The organism is Lysinibacillus sp. FW301-JW8, assembly GCF_058788755.1.
On record NZ_JBYTBB010000051.1, the window covers coordinates 13,045 to 34,581 of the forward strand.

Sequence of the window (21,537 nt, forward strand, 5' to 3'; positions counted from 1 at the left end):
GAAAACAAAAGAATAACCCAGAAATTAGAAAAATCGATATTTTTTTAGAGAATATTTGCTTTTTAATCATAAAAAATAGATTTCGACAAATAGGTTTATTTCTCCTTCAAAAATAATGATTACCTATCAATTCTTTATGATAATATTAACATTTTCCCAAATGAGATTTTATTTGGAGAGATTAAACAATGAAAACTATTGAATTTGGAATCAATCATCTTTTTAGTAATTTAACAGGAATTATCTGCTGTGTAATTAAACTAATAAAATAGAACCATGTCATATAGAAGAGCCTGTGAATTGCATATATATGAAACATGGCGCTTCTTTTGGGTATTCTAAATTATTTCGGATAATAGAGACTATATATAATAGAAGAAAGTCATAACAATTAATCAAAAGTCACTCGTAAATAATTTTAGTGAAATTAGTGATGAATTAGAGCTTGATAAATATGCTTTTGATATCCTATGAAATTACATGACAGCTACCCTTAAATTTGAACAAACTATTTCATATATACAATATGTATGTTTTTTCTATAGATATTTTCATGGTGCTTCCTGTTTTGTTCCACTAATATGAGGGTAGGTGGAGGAATCGACATGAATATACAGGAGATCAAGCAGTTCTTAAATCTATATCAGGTAGAGCAAAATGAATCAGAACTTTGGTTAGAAAATAGATTACAACAGATTCAAAATGCAGGAGAATACTATCCAACAACAGACGAACTAATTTTTGGTGCACGGGTGGCATGGCGTAATAGCAATAAATGTATTGGACGCCTGTTTTGGCAGTCATTACATGTAGTAGATGCGCGTGATGTTTTAGATGAACAGAACATTTTTCAAAAGTTACTAGAGCATATTGAATATGCGACAAATAAAGGTAAAATTCGTCCAACGATAACCGTGTTTGCCTCAGATCGAGTACGGATATGGAATCATCAGCTAATTCGTTATGCAGGCTATGAAACGGAGACAGGAGTTATTGGTGATTCAAATTCCATCGCATTTACAAAAGTATGTGAATCATTAGGCTGGAAAGGTCAACGAACACCATTTGATATTTTACCACTTGTCGTACAGGTTGATGGGCGGGCTCCGCAATTGTTTGCAATTCCTGCAGAATATATTTTAGAGGTGCCAATTCGTCATCCAGAGTCAGTAGGTGTGGAGAAATTAGGGTTGAAATGGTATGCCGTACCGATTATTTCAAGCATGCGTTTTCAAATGGCAGGTATTGATTTTCAAGCAGCTCCGTTCAATGGCTGGTACATGGGAACAGAAATCGGCGCACGCAATTTAGCAGATCATGATCGCTATAATATGCTGCCAGCTATTGCAGAGATATTTAATCTTGATACAAGTAAGCAAATCTCGCTTTGGCGAGACCGTGCATTAGTGGAGCTCAATATTGCTGTTCTTCATTCTTTTAAAGAAGATGGAGTGAGCATTGTGGATCATCATACAGCAGCTCAACAGTTTAAATTGTTTGAAGAAGCGGAGGAATCCGTAGGGCGAGAAATGACAGGCAACTGGACATGGTTAATCCCGCCACTTTCGCCTGCAACGACTCATATATTTCATAAACCCTATGTAAATATTTATCATACACCAAATTATTTTTATCAGAAGCCATGCTATTAACTGTAAAGGGGCTGTTCGTTTTCCAAACAGCTCCTGAATACGATCACTTTATAATAGAGCTCTCTATTAAACCCTATAAACTTCTCTATTAATTACATCTTCCACAATAATTTCCCCTTTTAATTACTTCATAGCACTATTCATGCAGTCAAAAGTACAGTGAACCAATCGTTAGAGCATGTATAAAATCCCTCTCTTAGTACCTATATACAATCCCCATATGACCATTTACACTTAACCTATCTTATTTTTCAGGAGAGGAGCAATCCAAATGTTGAACCAGAATACCCCGAATATTCCATGGCAACAATTGACGACACCTTATGGTAGAGGAACAGCTATCCCACAGCTAATTGAACAGGAGCAATATCAGCAGCTTGCTGAATTAATTGAGCATCAAGGTACACTATGGCAGGTGACGCCATGGGTTTTACTTATCCTTTTAAAAAAGCTTGCTAGCAAAAATACGGAGGAAATTTCATTAGAAGAAATAGAGCTTTATTTAGCTGTAGCTCAAGTGATTACTGAGGATTATCTAGACTCTGCACATACCGTTCAAACTATGCAGGAGCTACTAGATGTTAAATATTTATGGGCAGAAGACGAGGAGGATGATGAGCTGGAGTGGGAGGAGGAAACGCCAAAGGGCTATGAGCAGCAGGCTTTTTTAGGCTATTATTATTTTAGTCATTTACTCCTACAAGAGGCTCTTCCTATTTTCACTGCAATTAATGCTCATAACAAAGAAGCAGCAGAAGATCTTGATGAACTGTTAACCTTACTAAAGCAGCATGGTACACAATCTGATAAATAAAAAAGTATAGGTACAGAAATAAGTAGATGGGAAACAAGATTGGTTTTCCCATCTGCTTTAATTTAATGGACATATTCATTTTTAGATGCTCTCATTGAACATAAGAAGAGTATCATAGCTACAACTACAAAGAGCCACCCTGCAATATTCCAGCCACCAAATAAATCATGCAGGTAGCCAAAAAGGATAGGACCAATTGCGGCAAATAAATAGCCTAATGATTGCGCAAAGCCGGATAAATCAGCCGCTTCAAAGGCTGTGCGAGTGCGGAGTGTAAAGAACATCATGGCTAAGGCAAATGAAGCCCCGCCTGCTAAGCCTAATAGAATCATCCAAAGCACCCCAAGGCTTGTCCACTCCATGACAACGCCAACAAAGCCTACTAAATAAAATGCTGTAAACATTAATACAAGAGGTCGCTGAGACGTCATTTTACTAGCAATGATTGGCACGGCTAAAGCCATTGGAACTTGCGAAAATTGCATGATGGAGAACATCCAGCCTGCACGATCAGCAGCTAATCCTTGTGATATGTAAATTTCAGGAATCCATGCTGCAGTTGTATAAAATAATAATGATTGTAATCCCATAGCACCTGTTACTGCCCAGGTAACAGGGGATTTCCATAAAGGTATACGTTCTTTCGTTTTCTTAACAGCGGGCTCAGGCTTATTAAACTTTAATTGTGGAATCCAAATTAAAATGGTTAACACAACTAAACTAAGTGCAATAGCCAGTGCTCCTTGCCAGCCAAAAGATGATTGGGCAATAGGGTAGCTAATCCCAGCACCAAGTCCAGCTGTTAAATTCATGGACATTGTAAAAAATGCCATAAGCAAACCTACGTGATAAGGAAATTTTAATTTAAGTAATCCTGGAATAAGTACATTTCCAAATGCAATAGCAACACCAATTAGCATAGTTCCAAAAACGAGCAAACTTGTTGTTCCTAGAGAGCGCAGTACAATACCTACTGCTAAAAGAATAGTGGATAAAAATAATGTTAGCTCAAGTCCTAATTTACGTGCAACAACTGGTGCAAATGGCGATATAACCGCAAAGGCTAGAAGTGGAATAGTAGTTAGAAATCCAGCTAATACATTTGATATACCTAGATCTTCTCGTATAAAAGAAATAATAGGTCCCACAACTGTTAAAGGCATTCGTAATGTCGAGGCAATACAAATAACGCCAATGACTAATAGTAAGGTAGCTCCTCTCCAGCTAATTTTCCTGCTAGGATAACTAGTGGAATCTTCATTTGCTGTCAAAATTAATCCCCCCTGTTTACATTCAATTATAATTGAACCACTATATTACTTTATCACATTATTCAAAATAGTAGAATATTCATAAAATATAGAACTTTACTCGTCGTATTGAAATGTAAAATGTCTTATGTTAAACTTGAAGACATCATAAATTTAATAATTATATGCCTCATGTTTGTATTGAGGTAGAGGTCGCGGTATTTATGAGTATGCTAATGGAAATGACAAGCATTGACGAGATTAGCTGAAAGGAAATACTGCCGAAGTGTGAGGGGACTTGAAAACCTCATGCTGGGGCTGTCTCCGAAAGGAACAGAACTGTCACGTTTGGACAACGTGTTGAGCTATCATTTAGAAAAAACTGAGGATTAACTTAGCCATCACAGTGTTCATGTGATGGTATTTTTTTGCCTCTTATATTAGGAAGGACGCCATATCGTGAGTGAAATAAAAGTGAATCAGCTCGGTCATAAAGTGCCGAAGCTGAAAAAAGAATTAAAAAGCCGTCATATTACAATGATTTCTTTAGGTGGTACAATTGGTACAGGGCTATTTTTAGCCAGTGGTGGTGCCATTGCACAGGCAGGTCCTGGCGGGGCATTACTAGCCTATGCCCTAATCGGTGTCATGGTGTACTTTTTAATGACAAGCTTAGGGGAAATGGCAGCCTATATGCCATCCTCAGGCTCATTTAGTACGTATGCTACGAAATTTGTTGATCCAGCTTTGGGCTTTGCACTTGGCTGGAACTATTGGTATAACTGGGCTATCACAATTGCTGCAGAAATTGCGGCTGTATCATTAATTATGAAATATTGGTTCCCAGATAGCTCATCTGCATTATGGACAGTATTATTTATAGCTGTTGTGTTAACCTTTAATTTATTATCTGTAAAAAGCTATGGTGAAAGTGAATATTGGTTTGCCATGATCAAGGTGGTAACTGTGATTGTGTTCATTATTATCAGCTTATTAATGATTTTTGGTATTCTAGGTGGACAGGCACCTGTAGGCTTTACAAATTTCTTTATTAGTGATGGACCGTTTCATGGGGGGTTCCTTGCTACATTTGGTATTTTCCTTGCAGCAGGATTTTCATTCCAAGGAACAGAGCTTCTTGGGATTACAGCTGGTGAAACGGATGATCCTGGAAAAAATATTCCAAAGGCAGTAAAATCTGTGTTCTGGCGTATTCTTTTGTTTTATATTTTAGCGATTGGTGCGATAGGGATGCTGATTCCATTCACCGATGAACGTTTACTATCAGAAGACATCGCTGTATCGCCATTTACACTAGTGTTTGATCGCCTAGGTATTGCCTTTGCTGCTTCCTTAATGAATGCCATTATTTTAACGGCCATGCTATCAGCTGGGAATTCAGGACTATATGCATCATCTCGTATGCTATGGCAATTAGCGGTAGACGGGCATGCACCAAAATTTTTCGCAAAATTAAGCCGCCGCGGTATTCCAATCTATGCATTAATGGCGACATTAGCTGTAGGCTGTCTTGCATTTTTAGCATCTTTTTTTGGTGATGGGGTTGTTTATATTTGGCTTTTAAATGCCTCGGGAATGTCCGGCTTCATTGCTTGGCTCGGCATTGCATTTAGTCATTATCGATTCCGCCGAGCTTTCGAAGCGCAGGGCTTGGATCCTCAATTGCTGCCATATAAAGCAAAGCTATATCCTTTTGGCCCGCTTTTTGCCTTTACGGTTTGTATGATTGTTGTTATTGGACAAAATTATACGGCCTTTATGGGGGATAAAATTGATTGGTATGGAATACTCGTTTCTTATATTGGTATCCCGCTGTTTTTATTGTTATGGTTTGGATACAAAATCAAATATAAAACAAAAATGCTTCCGCTGAAAGAATGTGATTTAAGAGTGGAGGATTAAATTATTGAGCTGTTCTATAAGCCATCATCAATGGCTTTAGAACAGCTTTTTTATTATTTTGTAAATATCGAATGAAACGAAAAAAATAATATATGGTAAATTATATATAATCGTTTTCACCTTGATTTTGTTTTTTTAAAAGTAGTAATAATAAATAGATTTTAAAAGTGAGGTATATGAAAGTGCAAAAGCGTATTTTACTAGTAGAAGATGATGAAGCCATTAGGGAAATGGTGGAGAGTTATTTAACGATGGAGGGATTCCTTGTTACTTCAGCAGTGAATGGAGAAGAGGCATTGCAAAATTGTTTAAATAAACCCTTTGATTTAGTGATTTTAGATATTATGATACCGAAACTAAATGGATTAGAAGTTTTAAAGATAATACGAGAGCAGGCATCACTGCCGATTATCATTATGTCAGCTAAGGATAGCGATGTTGATAAAGCATTAGGGCTAGGATTAGGGGCAGATGATTATATTGCAAAGCCATTTTCAATGCTGGAATTTTCGGCACGTGTCAAGGCTGCCATTCGAAGAGCAACAAAATACGCCAATCATGTAGAGGATAAGAAAGATATATTAGAGATAGATAATTTATTAATCGACCTTGTTAATTTTTCAGTAGAGAAGAATGGACAAAACGTAAAGCTCACATCAAAGGAATTTGCTATCTTAAAATTATTCGTGACAAATCGTAATCGAGTTTTTACAAAACAGCAAATTTATCAGTTGATTTGGAATGATAATTACTATGGTGATGAAAATATTATTAATGTACATATAAGAAGATTGCGTGAAAAAATGGAAGACGATCCGTCCAACCCTCAATATATAAAAACGCTTTGGGGAATTGGCTATAAATTTGAAGGATAACAGATGATTATATTTCTATTATTGATTATTGTGTTACTCATAGGAATTATTATTGTGCAAGTGAAGGCAAAAAAACAACAAAGTGCTACTATTCAGTACATGCATAGAAAACTGCAAGCAATTATTAACGAAGAAACAAGTGAAAAAATTTTAGTACCGACAGCTAATCAAGAAATACAGCAGCTACTTATTGTGTTGAATGCATTGTTGGATCACAATCAAAAAGTGTTGGCAACACATCGGAAAATGGAAAGCTCTATGAAAAAGATGCTGGCGAATATTTCGCATGATCTTAAAACACCATTAACAGTTGTACTAGGCTATACTGAAATACTGCAGCTTAAGCACTCGATTAGTGTGGAGGAGCGGCAACGGTTATTAACTGGCATTCATTCGAAGACATTGGAAGTATTAAAAATCATCCATACATTTTTTGACCTAGCAAAATTAGAGGCTGGAGATACTGATTATCCGATGACAAAAATCAATATAGGTGAAATATGCCGAAAAAATATCTTATCATTTTACGATATGGTTACATCTATGGGGTTAGAGATAGAGATTGCAATACTAGAGACACCAATATATGCGCTAGGTAATGAAGAAGCATTAGAGAGGGCTTTGAACAATTTATTGTCAAATGCTATTGCTTATGGTGCAGATGGCAATGTGATTGGACTGTCTGTAAGAAATGATGATACAAGTATTTATATTGATGTATGGGATAGAGGTAAGGGAATAGATGAATATCATATTGATAATGTCTTTGAAAGAATGTATACGCTTGAGGATTCCAGAAATAAATCCTTTCAAGGCAGCGGTCTTGGCTTAACAATCACCAAGCGTCTTATAAAACTAATGGGTGGCTCTATTCAGCTCTCCAGTATTCCATATGAAAAGACCATTTTTACAATAACGTTAAAAAGAATGAAGTACTAAAACAGAAGGCTTGTAGAGCTTTAAACGCTTTACAGGCCTTTCTTTTGTACTTAAGAAATTTGTAAGAATCAATTAATAAATTAGAGAGCTTCATTTTTTATAATAAGTTTAGCTACATTTGAGGGAGAGATTGACATGACATATATTGTGAAAACAAATCAACTTACGAAAGTGTTTGACGGAAAAGAAGTGGTTTCTGCTGTCAATATGCATGTGAAGAAGGGAGAGATTTATGGCTTTTTAGGTCCAAATGGTGCCGGAAAAACGACAGTTATGAAAATGCTAACGAACCTAACAAAGCCAACGAGTGGAGATATTGAAATCTTTGGCGAAAAATTAACAGACCAATCATACGAGGTGCTAAAAAGGTTGGGTACGATTATTGAATATCCAATTTTCTATGAAGATTTAACAGCAAAGGAAACACTAGAATTACACTGCGAATATATGGGCTATTACGATAAGAAAGAAATTAGTCATGTTCTCGATCTAGTGAAACTAACAAATACAGAGGAGAAGCGTGTTAAAGACTTTTCCCTAGGAATGAAACAGCGATTGGGCATTGCACGGGCTATTATTACGAAGCCGGAATTACTTATTTTAGACGAGCCGATTAATGGGCTAGATCCAGTAGGCATTAAAGAAATACGAGAGTTATTCAAAATGCTTTGCAAAGAGTATGGCATTACAATTATTGTTTCTAGCCACATTTTAGGTGAAATTGAACAACTAGCTGATACAATTGGCGTTATTAAGAATGGAAGATTAATCACGGAAGTATCAATGGACGCTGTTAATCGTAGTCAGGTAGATTATATCGAAATGATTGTTAATGATGGGAAAAAGGCTGCCTTTATTATAGAAAGTACATTAAATATTACTAATTTTAAACTAATAGATGACAATTGTATTCGTATATATGATACGACAGCTTCACAAAAGGTACTATCTAAAACATTGATTGAGCATGATATTGAAATCGAGGGAATTAGTAAAAAATCAAGCTCATTGGAGGATTATTTCTTAAAATTAATCAATGGGGGTGTAGCTAATGCTTAACTTAATGCGTCTTGAAATGAAAAAATTTCATATGGGTTCCTATATAAAACGAGCTATCTTTGCAAATTTTGTGATATTAGGGATTATGTTTATGCTTTTATTTATCACAAAAATAGAAGGAGATCCTGGCTTTGAAAATTATCAAACTGCTCTTAGTCTTATAGATTCAACTGTAAGAGCGGTATTTATTATCTTTGCTAGTGCATTAATCGCTAAGCTTATTATTGGTGAATTTAAATATAAAACAATCACTTTAGCATTCATGTATCCAATAAATAGGAAAAAATTAATTGCTTCAAAGCTAGCTATTATTGTTCTTTTTACCTTTAGTGCAATAATCGTATCAAATGTTTTTGTGACAGCGGTTTTTTGTGTAATCAGTAGTAATTTCCATTTACTTTCAGATACCTTAACGATTTCTTTAATCATACAACGGATCCCTGTTGTTGTTATGAATGCAATTGCAGCATCATGCATCGCATTAATACCATTGTATTTTGGAATGAGAAAATACTCCATTCCAGTAACCATTATCTCATCTATTTTCATTGTCTCAGTTGTATCATCCAATACAGGGAACTTCTCTTTAAATGATATTATTTTTATACCAATTGTTTTAGCAATTATCGGTATAAGCGTGGCTTATGCTTCGTTTCGAAAAATTGAGAAGATGGATATTTAAAAATTGCTCTGAAAGTCTAGGACCACCCATAACGTAAAAGCCAGGCGCAATAATCTTTGCGTCTGGCATTTTTTTATCCAAATATCGTTTCCCACAATAAATAAATATTTAAAGCAACGACAATGACAACGACAAACCAACCTAAAATGGTTGTAATACGATGGTTAACTAGGCTGCCCATGATGTCCCGTTTACTTGTAAACATAACAAGAGGGACAAGGGCGAATGCAATACCAAAGGATAAGACAACCTGACTAAGAACCAGAGCGTAGGTTGCATTGACACCTGAGGCAATGATTACTAGCGGAGGTAACATTGTAATCGCTCTACGTAAATACAGTGGTATTTTTCTACGGATGAATCCTTGCATGACAACATCACCCGCTAAAGTCCCTACAGAGGAACTGGCTAGCCCTGCGATGAGTAAGCCAAGACCAAAGGAAACGGCTGCCATTGGACCGAGTGCATCCTTTAATCCATTGTAAGCTACATCTAAATCTTCTACTATTACACCTTGTGTGTGAAATACAGCTGCGGCAATAATGAGCATACTCATATTGATAGCTCCAGCAATAATCATGGCGATGATAATATCAATAAATTCAAAACGGAAAATGCGTCTTTTTTCATTTTCATTACGACCAATAATACGATTTTGTGTTAAGGAAGAATGTAAATAAATAGCATGAGGCATGACAGTTGCTCCTAAAATACCTGTAGCTAGTAATAAAGAATCCACCCCATCAAAATGTGGCGTAAACATTCCAAGCGTTACTTCTCCCCAATCTGGTTGTGCTAAAAATGTCTGGAAAGCAAATGCTAATACGACAATTAAAACCATGCCAGAAATACCTGCCTCAAAGGCTCTGAATCCTCTTCTTTGAAGTTCTAAAATAGCAAATGAACCAATGGCTGTAATTAATGCTGCTGGGAGCATAGGAATATTAAATAGCAAATAAAGACCTAATGCTGCACCGATAAATTCGGCAAGGTCTGTCGCAATGATGACTAATTCTGCCTGTATCCATAAAAAAATAGATGTTTTTTTTGAAAAATGCTCACGGGCCACCTCAGGTAGATTTTTTCCCGTTGCAATCCCAAGCTTTGCAGATAAGGATTGAATTAACACGGCCATTAAATTGGAGAAGGCTATAACCCAAAGCAGTAAGTAACCATATTGAGAGCCAGCTGTAATATTAGTGGCAAAGTTGCCAGGATCAATATAGGCGACGGCTGCAATAAAAGCAGGTCCAAGAAACGGTAAAATGCGTCGCCAACCTTTTATATCTCCATCTAAAACCGCCTCGGCTGACGATTTTGTGACTTGTTTGTAAACCATATTGTTCCCTCGTTTCAAAAAATATCGTAAGCGAAATAAAGTTTCCTATAGGAAAATAAGATAATAGTATTCTAACGCTAGGATTAAAAAATGTGAAGTGGTTTGCCTCAACTTTTATAATATAAGTATGCGCTATTTAGAAGAAGTGATAACGGAGTAAATAAATGGAAATATACCTAGATATAAAATGGTAAATATATCAAATTAAACTAATTATAGGAAGAAAGAAGAGCGTGCATACAACCTATTGTGAATACGATACATTCCTTCAAGGATAATGGTAACTTAAATCCAAAGCGCCTGTTACAAGAGCACAATTTGCAGTACTTAAGTTGGTATAAAATTTAGTGCAGTTATTCGATCTGTAGACTAAATAAATAAGTTCTCATCATTTTCTAATTAGACTTTCATATCCTGCTTAGTTTACGATGAAAAGAAAAGATGAGGACTGATTCGACATGACCAATCGAATTTTAATAATAGAGGATGAGGAAAATATTGCAAGGGTGCTACAACTAGAGCTGCAATTTGAAGGCTATGAGGCTGTGATGGCGCATACAGGAACAGATGGCTTACTGAAATATCGTGAGCAGCAATGGGATTTAATCTTATTGGATATTATGCTACCTGAAATGAGTGGTATGGATGTACTAAAGCGTATTCGTGCAACTGAATCACAGACGCCTGTTATCATGCTGACAGCTAAAAATGAGGTGGAGGATAAGGTCAAGGGTTTAGATCTTGGGGCAAATGACTATGTGACAAAACCATTTGAAATTGAAGAATTACTTGCACGGATTCGGAGTGCTTTAAGATTCTCACAAAAAACTTCTACACAGCAAGAACAAGCCGCATTTGGTCAGTTATCCATTAATGAGCAAACACGAGAGGTTATCTATTATGGAATAAATATTGACTTAACACCTCGTGAATACGATCTTCTCTTATATTTACTCAAGCATTCAAAGCAGGTATTAACACGAGAGCAAATTTTACAGGCTGTTTGGGGCTATGATTATTATGGAGATACCAATGTTGTGGATGTTTACATTCGTTATGTTCGACAGAAGTTAGAAGCTGCTAACGATACACCTATAATTCAGACAGTACGTGGTGTTGGCTATGTACTGAAGGAGCATAGGCATGCGACTTAAAACGAAAATTCATTTGCTAACAACACTGTTAATGCTCGTGATTTTAGTGGCAACGAACAGTGGGATTTATTTTTTGTATGAGCGGCTTGCCTATAACACTGAAAATAAGCAACTCCAAGCACGTGCTAACGAGCTTAGTTCAGCACTAAGCCAATTGAATGAGCAGACCAATTTGCAACAAGTATTAAGAGCGTATATGCCAACGGATGGAGCTGTCTATATTTATGAAGGAGAGCAGTTAAAAACAAAGGTTCAGGCTACTCTTGAAATGCCAGATGCTCCTTCTATTAGCTATTCAATGCCTGCCATCTGGATGGATGGAACAGTTATACAAATTCAATTAAAGCAACCGATGGAAGATGTGGCGGCAACTTTGAGTTTACTTAAGGTTATATTAATCATTGTCTCTATTGTTGCATCTATCCCAATCTTTTTAGCAAGTTTAGCCCTTGGTCGTTTAATTTTACAGCCATTGGAGCGTTTAAATAAAACCATGCTCAAAAGTGCAGATACAGGAAGCTATGAAAAAATTGACCTCCCTGAAAAAGGTGGAGATGAGTTAGCAAAAATTAATCATACCTTTAATATGATGATGGAAAAGCTTGAACAGCATTATCAAAAGCAACAGCAATTTGTATCAAATGCATCACATGAGTTAAAGACCCCTATTACTGTTATTGAAAGCTATGCAAAATTATTATTACGAAGAGGCTTTGATAATAAAGAGGTGGCACAAGAGTCACTACAGGCAATTGTCAATGAATCCTCTCGTATGCATGAAATGGTCTTGCAATTACTAGAATTAGCGAAAAATAAGGAGCATCTTGCTATTCAATTCACACAGCTAGAGCTTGCCCCTTTGTTAAGAAAGGTTGCCTTACAAATGCAGCAGGCCTATCATCGATCCTTCATTGTCGATGCTGAAGTACCACGTTATATGTATAGTGATGAAAAATTGATAAAGCAGCTACTCTTCATTTTACTTGATAACGCGCGTAAATATAGTGAGGATGATATCTATATACATGCAACAGAATCAACAAATCAGGTGATAATAACGATACAGGATAATGGAATAGGAATTCCAGCAGAGAATATTCCTCATTTATTTGAACGTTTTTATCGCGTGGCTGAGGATCGAAATCGAAAAACTGGCGGCTCAGGCTTAGGTCTTGCGATCGCACAAGAACTTGCGCTGCAACTGGATATTACAATAGAGGTTGAAAGCAAAATTGGTCAGGGCTCAAGCTTTATGTTACGTGTGCCAAAGGAGGGACAGCAATGAAAAAGTGGCTCATCATTAGTGCCGCTTTCCTCATAATGGCATGTATCATTCTACTCTTTATTCAAAACCGCTTTTTTCAAACAGAGCCCTTTAGTGAAGCAGAAGCCATTCAGAATATCGAAGCTATCTATAATGGACAAGTAAAGCAAACTGAAAAACGAGGAACTGATTACAATATGGTATTTGCCCGTGACGGAGCGATTTATACAGTACTGCTTGATGCTGCCTCAGGACAGGTTAAAGAATTGGAATTAAAAGAAAATGATAGAAAAGCGTTATTATCAGAAAAACAAATAAAGCAGCTTATGGCGAGTGCCTATGGGGAAGTCGAAAATATAAAATTAAATCATACGATTTATACAGTACTGATAGAAAATAAAGATACGCAAAAGGAGCTAACTATAGACGCTTATACTGGAAAGATTTTAACAGAAAAAGATATACAGCCCGTCAAGCAACCAGAAGGTGAAGGAGTGCTTTCTGAGCAGCAGGCAATTAAAATTGCTTTACAACAACTAAATGGTGAGATAGATTCCGTTGATTATGAGGAGACAGAGGATGGTGGCTACTATCTAGTAGAAATTGAAACAAAGGATGAGGAAGCCGTGTTTCAAATACATGCAATTTCAGGAAAAGTGATGTCTGTCTCATGGGATGAAGATCATTAAGTGTTCTCATGAAATTCTAATGTTTCTCTTATTGTTCTATCATCTTAACTTGCTATGCTGAGGACAGTTAAGACAAAGGAGAGAGGAACATGAAGAAAATTATTTTAATTCCAGCAATTTTAGGTGTACTTGGTGTCGGAGCAGTGGTTGGTTCTACAACATTACTAACAGGTAATGCGGAAGAGAAAAAAGTGTTAACAATGCAGGAGATTGAGAAAAAAGCATTAGCTGTTGTTAATGGTACAGTTGCGGATATTGAGTTCGATCAAAACCGTTATCGTTCTATTTACGAGGTTGAGGTGCATACAGAGACGGAAGAACATGATTTAAAATTTGACGCTTTTACAGGGAAACTGCTAAAGCAAAAGAAAGAGCTTCGTGATTCGGATGATATGGATGATTACTCTACAATCTCTACTAACAAAACAACAAAAATTACAAAAGAACAGGCTATTGAAAAGGCCCTAACTAAAGTAAAGGGAACAGTTACAAAAATAAAGCTTGATGATGGAATATATGAAATAGAAATTAAAAACGGACAATATGAATACGAAATTGACATTGATTCTTCAACAGGGGACATTTTATGGTTTGAACAGGATATTGAAGATTAATATGCTTAGCTAACTTAAAAGTGGGAATATACTTTTAAGTTAGCTTTTTTCATCTCAAATCCCATAAAAGTTTTTGTTATTGCATGGCTAAAGAAGCTTATGTTTTTCACACGTTTCAATGAAAAATTTTCTGCTTTACTTTTTTAATCGACAGGCGTAATATGACATCATTATAAAAGTTTCAAATTTCTAAATCGCTGAAGCAACTAAACGCGGGGGACCCAATTTTTACGGATAACTTAGGTAATCCTTGGGGTGAATCTCTTCAATATGAAGGGTAGGGCTACTCAGGCCCGAATCCGACAGCTAACCTCGTAAGCGTTAAGAGCAGAAAAGTGGAGCTTGGCAGACGAATGAACGTCTACAAGTCTTATTTAGTGATGACTTGTGGACTTTTTTTATCCCATTTCTCGTTCTAGGGATGAAGAAAAGCCCCAATGTATAACACAATAACCGATTATGCGAGGGCGTAATCGATTTAGAAATGCGAAACACATTCTATGAAACTAGAAGGTGTTTATTATGAAATCTTCCTTAAAACGTTATGTTATCGGTAAACCATTAAGATCCGAAGCGTTAGGGGAACAGAAGCTAAGTAAGACAAAGGCACTTGCCATTTTATCATCTGATGCTTTATCATCGGTGGCATACGGACCTGAGCAAATATTAATTGTACTTATGACAATAAGTACGGTTGCCTTTTGGTATTCACTACCGATTGCTGCTGGGGTAATTGTGTTACTCACAGCACTTATTTTTTCGTATCGTCAGGTGATTTTTGCTTATCCACATGGCGGAGGAGCATATGTTGTATCTCGGGAAAATTTAGGGGTCAATGCTGGTCTTGTTGCAGGGGGATCATTACTTGTTGATTACATTTTAACAGTAGCTGTTAGTGTATCAGCTGGAACCGATGCAATTACTTCGGCATTCCCAAGTCTGCATTCGTATAATGTCATAATTGCTGTGTTTTTTGTTATTTGTCTAACGATATTAAACTTACGTGGTGTAACGGAATCGGCATCTGTTCTAGCATATCCCGTTTATTTGTTTGTAGTAGTTATGCTGGTAATGATCGGAGTAGGGATATACAACGTCATTACAGGTCAGGTTCCTGCAGAGCTGCATCCAATGGTCGGGACACCTGTAGCTGGAATTAGTTTATTTATATTATTAAAGGCATTTGCATCAGGAAGCTCTGCTTTAACTGGTGTTGAGGCCATTTCAAATGCAATACCTAATTTTAGAAATCCGGCACCAAGCAATGCCTCAAAAACATTATTAGCTATGGGGGCAATTTTAGCCGTATTATTTATAGGTATTGTTAGCCTAGCTTATTTTTATGGGGTTGCCCCAAATGCAAAAGCAACGGTAGTTTCACAAATTGCAGAGGCAAGTGTTGGTAGAAATATTTTTTACTTTATTATTCAGGGAACGACGGCGATGATATTAGTACTTGCTGCTAATACAGGATATTCAGCCTTTCCTTTACTCGCTGTTAATTTATCAAAGGATGGTTTTATCCCTCGAATATTCCAAATTCGCGGGGATCGCCTCGGCTATTCGAATGGTATTATGATGCTGGGCTTAGCAGCCATCGTGTTAATCATTTTATTTGATGGAATGACAGAGCATTTAATTCCACTCTATGCGGTTGGTGTGTTTATTCCGTTTACTTTAGCACAGGCAGGGATGATGCGGAAATGGTGGCGTGAAAAGCCAAAAGGTTGGATACCTAAATTTACAATTAACACAATTGGAGCGATTATCTCTTTTGTTGTTGCCATGATGTTTTTTGTGACGAAATTACCTCAGGTGTGGCCTGTGTTTATCTTTTTACCCATCATTATTCTGATGTTTCATCGCATCAAGCATCATTATCAGGCAGTTGGTGAACAGCTCAGATTAGTGGATCAGGAGCTACCAAAGATTGAAGGAAATGTTTTCATTGTACCTGTTGCTGGGATTACAAAGGTAGTGGAAAACACCTTGCATTATGCACAGTCACTAAATGTAGATAAAATTATTGCCTTTTATGTAGCTTTTGATCAGGCTGATGCAAAAGCTTTTGAGGAGAAATGGAAAGCCTGGCAGCCAACTATACGGCTTGTAACATACTACTCTCCATATAGAAGTATCACACAGCCGTTAATGAAATTTATAGATAAGGTTGAGCATCAATGTCTGAAAACAGGGCATCAAGTAACAGTTGTGATTCCACAGTTTTTACCGAAAAAAGGCTGGCATCATATGTTACACAATCAATCGAGTCTATTAATTCGCGCTTCGCTGTTATTTCACAAAAATGTCGTCATTATGACAGTACCTTTTCATTTATCAAAATAATGACTAGCAAGCTTGAAAATTGTCTGATATAATCAGTACGTTGATTGTAAAACACGAACGTTTACAATTGAAAATTAGTAGAATACCAGTAAATTCCGAAAAATCAAACTTTATTCATATGTCATATAAGCACATACCAAATGAAGTATTGAATGAAAAACGGAATAGCAATAAGGAAGTTTTTACAGTTTCATACCGTTTCACTCATATAATAGCGAGAATAGGGCTCGCGAGTTTCTACCGATTTACCGTAAATAAATCGACTATGGGTAGCAATGCTTTAGGAAACCTCATACAAGGTAATGATGTTTTCTATTCGTTTCGACGTCTAACGCTGAATGCTTTGCTCCACTCATAGATGAATGGAATCAAAGTATTCAGCGTTTTTTTATCACTTGAAATGAACGTTTTGTACTTTCTCCTATAATGGATATTATTAAGCTCATAAAAAGTTATTACTATAAGAAAGAAGGACATAAAGGAAATGAAGTTACTACACGACAAAATTATGCAAGAGGGAAAAGTTTTATCTTCATCTGTATTAAAGGTAGATTCTTTTTTAAATCACCAAATCGACCCAATGCTAATGAAAGAAATTGGTCATGAATTTGCCAACCGCTTTTCTGACCAAGTTATTACAAAAATCTTAACGATTGAATCTTCTGGAATTGCACCATCCGTTATGTTAGGGCTGGAAATCGGTGCTCCTGTAGTGTTCGCACGTAAACGTAAATCGTTAACATTATCAGATAATCTTTTTTCTTCAAAAGTACATTCATTTACAAAAAATGAAACAAATGATATTTCCGTATCACGTAATTTCTTAAATGAAGAGGATAATGTACTAATCGTTGACGACTTCTTAGCGAATGGGGAAGCAGTAAAAGGATTACTTGACATTGCAGCCCAAGCAGGTGCAAATGTGGTTGGGGTTGGCATCGTTATCGAAAAAGGCTTCCAAGATGGTGGGAAATTATTACGTGCACAAGGAGTTCATGTAGAATCATTAGCAATTATTGACTCTCTTGAAGATGGCAAAGTAACATTTGCTGCGGAGGCTCGCGCGTAATGAATTCCTTTAAATCGACAACGCTAGCGATTCAGCATTTACTTGCGATGTATGCAGGAGCCATCTTAGTACCACTAATTATCGGTGGTGCTATTGGCTTCGATTCAGCGCAAATGACCTATTTAGTGGCGATTGACATTATGATGTGTGGGATCGCAACACTTTTACAAGTATATTCAGGTAAGTTTATCGGTATTGGTTTACCAGTAGTGCTAGGCTGTACGTTTACTGCGGTTAGTCCAATTATTGCAATTGGGACAAATCCTGAGCAGGGGATTACAGATATTTATGGCTCTATTATTGCTTCAGGTGTCATTGTAGTCATTATTGCTGGCTTCTTCGGAAAGCTAGTAAAATTCTTCCCGCCAGTTGTTACAGGTTCTGTAGTATCGATTATTGGTATCTCTTTATTACCAGTAGCATTGAACAATATGGCAGGTGGACAAGGGGCAGAGGATTTTGCATCAGGTGCTAATGTCGCTTTAGCATTCATTACATTAGTTATGATTTTAGTAGTTTATCGTTTCTCTACAGGTTTTGTGCGTGCAATTTCTATTTTAATTGGTCTAGTTGCTGGGACAATCCTAGGCGTGTTTATGGGAATGGTTGACTTTAGTCCAGTTTCAGATGCTGATGTTTTACACATGGTTCAGCCTTTTTACTTTGGTATGCCAACATTTAATGCATCCGCAATTGTCACTATGACACTTGTTGCGATGGTATCTCTAGTAGAATCATCAGGTGTTTATTTTGCACTAAGTGATATTTGTAACAAAAAAATCGATTCAAAGGATTTAGCGCGAGGTTATCGTTCAGAAGGTCTTGCCTCTGTGATCGGAGGTATTTTCAATGCCTTCCCTTATACGACTTTCTCACAAAATGTGGGACTAACTCGTATGTCAGGCGTGAAGGACCGTAAAGTTATTTATATCACAGGTGGCTTACTTGTAGCACTTGGCTTCCTACCAAAAATCGCAGCGTTAACAACGATTATTCCAACACCAGTACTTGGTGCAGCAATGTTAGCGATGTTCGGTATGGTCATTACGCAAGGTATGGGCATGCTTGTACCTGTTATGAATGAATCAGCGGAAAATGCCATGATTGCAGCCATTGCAGTAAGTTTAGGTGTCGGTGTATCAGTAGTCCCGGGAATTTTCGATGCATTACCAGCAAAAGTCTCAATCTTAACGTCAAATGGTATCGTCTGTGGTTCAGTAACAGCGATTATCCTTAATATTTTATTCAACATGATTGGGCCTAAGCATAAGAAAGACCCAATGCATGGGGAGATATAACCATATACCGCCTGCTTCTAGATATTCCTAAGAAGCAGGCGGTATTTTTATATTATTTATTCAGAAACATTACTAGCATCACTTAAAGACAGTGTTTTAGTCTCTGGAGCCCAAGCAATCGACACAATGGTACCGATGACTAAAATACCCGTTAAACAAAGCATTGTATTTTGTACACCAAGGTTAGCCATACTCATTGGAAGCAGGAACGTACTAGCAGCAGAGCCTAATCGACTAATTGCTGTAGCAAAGCCAACCCCTGAGGAGCGAATGTCTGTTGGGAAACTTTCAGCAGGGAAAACACCTACAAGATTACTCACGGCAGATAAAATTAATGTAAATACAGAGAAAGCAATAATCATAAGAACCGTTAAATTACTTGGTAATACGCTTAAAAGGCCTAAAGAAATAACCAATATAATGAAGGAAGAGATTAAGAAACCACGTCTAGAATACTTAATAGTAAACCAAATTCCTAATAATGCTCCTATAATTAAAAGACCATTTAATAAGAAATCCGTAGTATGACCTGCTCTTAAGCCTATTTCATCTAGGATGATTGGTAAAAATGTGTAAATAGCGAAATAAGGCATTACTAAGCATACGAAGAAAATACTGTTAAAGGCTGTTCGTTTAATCATATCCTTATGGAATAAAGATGCGAAGCTACTTTTCTTAGCTTGTGCTACTTCATCATCCAAAATAATGTTTGGTCCTATATATTTTTGTACAATTTGAAGAGCTTCTTCATTTCTGCCTTTGCTTACCAGCCATCTTGGCGATTCTGGTGTACCCATGCGGATAATTAAAATAATAAATGCTGGAATAGCAGAAGAGGCTAACATCCATTTCCATGCATCAGGAGAAGCATCCGTTGCGAAAATTCCGACAATATTGGCTGCAACATAACCAATTGTCCATATCACACTAAATGATCCAAGTAAAACCCCACGATGTTTACGAGGTGAAAATTCAGCAAGCATAGTATGTCCCACACTATAATCTCCGCCGAGACCTATCCCGATTAATATCCTGTAAATAACTAATTCAGTTGGTGAATCAGCAAAAAATTGAAGAATAGAAGCAACTGTTATAATCGTAAAACTGAGAACGAAAATTTTTTGTCTACCAATATAATCAGAAATCCAGCCCAAAATTAAGCTACCTAAAAATAAACCTATTAAGGCTGAACTTCCAATCAACCCCACCCAAAATGAAGACAAACCCATTTGTGGAGTAAGTAATGTTAGTGCAAAGCCTACAATCCCTAAAATATATCCATCAGTGAAATGTGCTCCGAATGTTAAGCCTGCGATTTTAATATGAAACTTATTAAGTGGTGCATCATCTAGCTTAATCTTTAACGAGTTGTCCATTGTCATTGTGTTACTACTCATATCAAATTCCTCCCATCGCCCTTTAGTCAACATATTCTTGTTTGAAGTAATATGAATAAATCTTTAGTAGAGGAAATTGTTCTTAATTAAAGTTCATAATACGAACCATATGGTCGTTATGCGAATATGTAAATTATATGTCTATGGTGAATATGTTGTCAATTGCTTTTTGAAAGCGAATTCAATGCGAATTTTTCTCTTATATAGCATTATTCTCTTTATTTATTGAAAATTGCAGAAATGATTCAATAAAAAAAGACAATGCCGTAAGTTCGACTTTGTCTTGTTTACTAGATAAATTATGTTAACTGTCTTTCAATATCCTTAGCAGCATCTAATATCGTATCCTTAAGATTTAATAAGTCTTCTTTTGAAAGTCTAAAGCTAGGGCCGCCTAATGTTAAAAATGCTACTAGGCTCTTTCTATTATCAAATATAGGTACAGAAATAGCGTTTTCATTTTCATCGAATTCACCAATTGATAATCCCACGTGATGAGAACGTACCCATTCAAGATTCTCTTGCAATAGTTTAGGATCTGTAATGGTATATTTCGATGTTGCAATAAGCTCTTTTTCTAAAAACTGTTCGAGTTCCTTTTTAGAAAGTAAGCTTAATAATACTTTTCCATTAGAGGTGCAATGAAATGGTGTAACAGTATTTGTATAATCAACTAATCTTACGCTATGGTTTGTATCGATTTGATCAATTGTTAAAATACCGTTGTGCTTTGGAACGCTTAATAATACTGTTTCACCTACCTTTTCCCTTAATGCCTCTAATGTACTTCTAGCTCTGCGAATTAACGAGCTATATGGATTATTTTGAGAAGCTAATCGATAGAATGTAAATCCAAGCTGATAGCTATTCGTTGCGATGTCTTTTTCCACAAAACCCTCATTTTCTAAACTTCCAATTAACCTCCAAACAGTTGTCCTATTTAGACCGCTTTTGAGAGACAAATCCTTTACAGAAATAGGGGAGCTGTTTTCTCCGATAAGTTTTAGTAGGAGTAAAGCTCTATCCACTGCTTGAACTGTAGTGCCGTCTTTACCATTTTTATTAGTTATAAGTTTATTCGTTTCCATATTTTTAATTATACATAGTTAGTTTTGAAAATCAAAGCTGTCCGTGTTACAGGTAATTTATTTGAATGGTGGTAAATAAACGAAC

18 protein-coding genes, 1 pseudogene and 3 riboswitches are annotated in these 21,537 nt (G+C 36.5%); of the genes and pseudogenes, 14 read left to right on the forward strand and 5 right to left on the reverse strand.

Annotated elements, in window-relative coordinates; genetic code table 11:
* Positions 1–605 precede the first annotated feature (605 nt).
* Together AC3WOM_RS18675 and AC3WOM_RS18680 are read left to right on the forward strand one after the other, a co-directional pair.
* Positions 606–1,652, forward strand: a complete 1,047-nt coding sequence (locus AC3WOM_RS18675) for a nitric oxide synthase oxygenase (RefSeq protein WP_492447914.1) — start codon at positions 606–608, stop codon at positions 1,650–1,652.
* Between the two features lie 271 nt (positions 1,653–1,923).
* Positions 1,924–2,466 (forward strand): hypothetical protein, encoded by a 543-nt coding sequence (locus AC3WOM_RS18680; RefSeq protein WP_492447915.1) that lies wholly within the window; start codon positions 1,924–1,926, stop codon positions 2,464–2,466.
* 62 nt (positions 2,467–2,528) lie between these two features.
* On the opposite strand, the gene AC3WOM_RS18685 is transcribed toward AC3WOM_RS18680, so the two are convergent.
* A complete protein-coding gene (locus AC3WOM_RS18685; RefSeq protein WP_492447916.1) occupies positions 2,529–3,737 on the reverse strand; it encodes a CynX/NimT family MFS transporter in 1,209 nt (402 codons plus the stop codon).
* Between the two features lie 178 nt (positions 3,738–3,915).
* Positions 3,916–4,092, forward strand: a riboswitch (Lysine riboswitch).
* A gap of 83 nt (positions 4,093–4,175) precedes the next feature.
* Between AC3WOM_RS18685 and AC3WOM_RS18690 the strand changes: the two genes are divergently transcribed.
* From AC3WOM_RS18690 to AC3WOM_RS18710, 5 genes are all read left to right on the forward strand, one after another.
* Positions 4,176–5,639, forward strand: coding sequence for an amino acid permease (locus AC3WOM_RS18690; protein ID WP_492447917.1), 1,464 nt, complete (start codon positions 4,176–4,178; stop codon positions 5,637–5,639).
* A 182-nt stretch (positions 5,640–5,821) separates the two neighbouring features.
* Positions 5,822–6,514 carry a response regulator transcription factor gene (locus tag AC3WOM_RS18695; RefSeq protein ID WP_492447918.1) on the forward strand — a complete coding sequence of 231 codons (693 nt, stop codon included), beginning with the start codon at positions 5,822–5,824 and terminating at the stop codon, positions 6,512–6,514.
* 3 nt (positions 6,515–6,517) lie between these two features.
* Positions 6,518–7,453, forward strand: a complete 936-nt coding sequence (locus AC3WOM_RS18700) for a sensor histidine kinase (protein ID WP_492447919.1) — start codon at positions 6,518–6,520, stop codon at positions 7,451–7,453.
* Positions 7,454–7,588: 135 nt separating this feature from the next.
* On the forward strand, positions 7,589–8,512 hold the full coding sequence (locus tag AC3WOM_RS18705) for an ABC transporter ATP-binding protein (protein WP_427549075.1): 924 nt from the start codon (positions 7,589–7,591) through the stop codon (positions 8,510–8,512).
* Positions 8,505–9,194, forward strand: a complete 690-nt coding sequence (locus AC3WOM_RS18710; protein WP_427549073.1) for an ABC transporter permease — start codon at positions 8,505–8,507, stop codon at positions 9,192–9,194. The genes AC3WOM_RS18705 and AC3WOM_RS18710 overlap by 8 nt, the downstream gene beginning before the upstream one ends.
* Before the next feature lie 73 nt (positions 9,195–9,267).
* Here AC3WOM_RS18710 and AC3WOM_RS18715 read toward each other — a convergent pair whose 3' ends face one another.
* Positions 9,268–10,533, reverse strand: coding sequence for an Nramp family divalent metal transporter (locus AC3WOM_RS18715; protein WP_492447920.1), 1,266 nt, complete (start codon positions 10,531–10,533; stop codon positions 9,268–9,270).
* Positions 10,534–10,991: 458 nt separating this feature from the next.
* On the opposite strand from AC3WOM_RS18715, the gene AC3WOM_RS18720 reads away from it, so the two are divergent.
* From AC3WOM_RS18720 to AC3WOM_RS18750, 7 genes are all read left to right on the forward strand, one after another.
* Positions 10,992–11,687, forward strand: a complete 696-nt coding sequence (locus AC3WOM_RS18720) for a response regulator transcription factor (protein WP_492447921.1) — start codon at positions 10,992–10,994, stop codon at positions 11,685–11,687.
* Positions 11,677–12,972 (forward strand): sensor histidine kinase, encoded by a 1,296-nt coding sequence (locus AC3WOM_RS18725; RefSeq protein ID WP_492447922.1) that lies wholly within the window; start codon positions 11,677–11,679, stop codon positions 12,970–12,972. Before AC3WOM_RS18720 ends, AC3WOM_RS18725 begins: the two co-directional genes overlap by 11 nt.
* A complete protein-coding gene (locus tag AC3WOM_RS18730) occupies positions 12,969–13,640 on the forward strand; it encodes a PepSY domain-containing protein (protein WP_492447923.1) in 672 nt (223 codons plus the stop codon). Before AC3WOM_RS18725 ends, AC3WOM_RS18730 begins: the two co-directional genes overlap by 4 nt.
* An 89-nt stretch (positions 13,641–13,729) precedes the next feature.
* On the forward strand, positions 13,730–14,254 hold the full coding sequence (locus tag AC3WOM_RS18735) for a PepSY domain-containing protein (protein ID WP_492447924.1): 525 nt from the start codon (positions 13,730–13,732) through the stop codon (positions 14,252–14,254).
* Between the two features lie 185 nt (positions 14,255–14,439).
* A riboswitch (cyclic di-AMP (ydaO/yuaA leader) is annotated at positions 14,440–14,589 on the forward strand.
* Positions 14,590–14,776: 187 nt separating this feature from the next.
* Complete coding sequence (locus tag AC3WOM_RS18740; protein ID WP_492447925.1) at positions 14,777–16,600, forward strand: APC family permease; 1,824 nt, start codon at positions 14,777–14,779, stop codon at positions 16,598–16,600.
* Between the two features lie 184 nt (positions 16,601–16,784).
* Positions 16,785–16,886: riboswitch (purine riboswitch) on the forward strand.
* A gap of 198 nt (positions 16,887–17,084) precedes the next feature.
* Positions 17,085–17,669, forward strand: a complete 585-nt coding sequence (locus AC3WOM_RS18745) for a xanthine phosphoribosyltransferase (protein ID WP_427549061.1) — start codon at positions 17,085–17,087, stop codon at positions 17,667–17,669.
* Positions 17,669–18,967 (forward strand): nucleobase:cation symporter-2 family protein, encoded by a 1,299-nt coding sequence (locus tag AC3WOM_RS18750; RefSeq protein ID WP_427549059.1) that lies wholly within the window; start codon positions 17,669–17,671, stop codon positions 18,965–18,967. Before AC3WOM_RS18745 ends, AC3WOM_RS18750 begins: the two co-directional genes overlap by 1 nt.
* A gap of 56 nt (positions 18,968–19,023) precedes the next feature.
* Here AC3WOM_RS18750 and AC3WOM_RS18755 read toward each other — a convergent pair whose 3' ends face one another.
* The 3 genes and pseudogenes from AC3WOM_RS18755 to AC3WOM_RS18765 all read right to left on the reverse strand — a co-directional run.
* A complete protein-coding gene (locus AC3WOM_RS18755) occupies positions 19,024–20,364 on the reverse strand; it encodes an MFS transporter (protein WP_427549057.1) in 1,341 nt (446 codons plus the stop codon).
* 299 nt (positions 20,365–20,663) lie between these two features.
* Positions 20,664–21,254 (reverse strand): IclR family transcriptional regulator, encoded by a 591-nt coding sequence (locus AC3WOM_RS18760; protein WP_427549080.1) that lies wholly within the window; start codon positions 21,252–21,254, stop codon positions 20,664–20,666.
* A pseudogene (locus tag AC3WOM_RS18765) lies at positions 21,255–21,452 on the reverse strand (helix-turn-helix domain-containing protein); the annotation flags it as partial.
* Positions 21,453–21,537 lie beyond the last annotated feature (85 nt).